General features: G+C 56.1%; 2 protein-coding genes. Both read right to left on the bottom strand.

Features of this window, described 5'->3' with window-relative positions; all coding sequences use genetic code 11:
- Positions 1–121: 121 nt before the first annotated feature.
- The gene (locus AACV31_RS15110) at positions 122–256 is read right to left on the bottom strand and encodes a hypothetical protein (protein ID WP_255491452.1); all 135 of its coding nucleotides are present in this window, start codon (positions 254–256) and stop codon (positions 122–124) included.
- A gap of 185 nt (positions 257–441) precedes the next feature.
- On the bottom strand, positions 442–651 hold a 210-nt coding region (locus AACV31_RS15105; RefSeq protein ID WP_304505158.1), incomplete at its 5' end, for a putative peptidoglycan-binding domain-containing protein.

Genomic DNA, 651 nt, shown 5'->3' with positions numbered 1-651 from the left:
GGGAACACCGGGTTTCGCATTCCCGAGCTGTATACAGCCTGGTGTAATAATCATCCCAACCTCGATTTATCTCTTTCCGCCAGTCCGGCATTTCATCGGGAGCCTGCCGTCATGCCGCCACTCAGCGCTGGTCACAGTGCCCTGTGCCCTCAACAATCCGGCACACCTGTGCGGCAGCCTGAAATATCTGACGCGCCTGTTCCGGGCTGGCGCAGCCCGCCAGTAAAAATGGCACCAGCACTAACACGGGTGCCATTTTCCGGCACCGGCCCGGCCCGACGCTAAAACCTGACTTTCGAAAATTTTGCAGCATCATAACTGGTTAGCAGAAATATCTTATGGTTCCGCTTATGTCAGGGGAACACACTAATTGGGTAACGAAGATGCAGTTGCATGCCCTCAGCGACATCCGGATTTCATGTCGCCGGGGGTATCTTTTCTTCACAACTCCACGCGCTCTTTCAGCCAGCCGTACACAAAGGATTCGTTCGCCGGTCGCTGTTCGGCCAGTTCCAGATAACGCTCGCCCTGCTGGCAGTTCAGCGCCACCAGCATCACACGCTCGCCATCTTTTCCGCGCTTATTCAGATAAGCCTGTAGCGCGTTAATCGTGCGCGGGCCGATACGGCCGTCGACGCTCATATCGGGGTA

Origin of the sequence: Cronobacter sp. EKM101R, assembly GCF_963888145.1 — a bacterium.
Taxonomy (GTDB): domain Bacteria; phylum Pseudomonadota; class Gammaproteobacteria; order Enterobacterales; family Enterobacteriaceae; genus Cronobacter; species Cronobacter turicensis.
The sequence above is the reverse complement of the archived record's forward strand: the minus strand, read 5'-3'. Positions and strand labels throughout refer to the sequence as shown.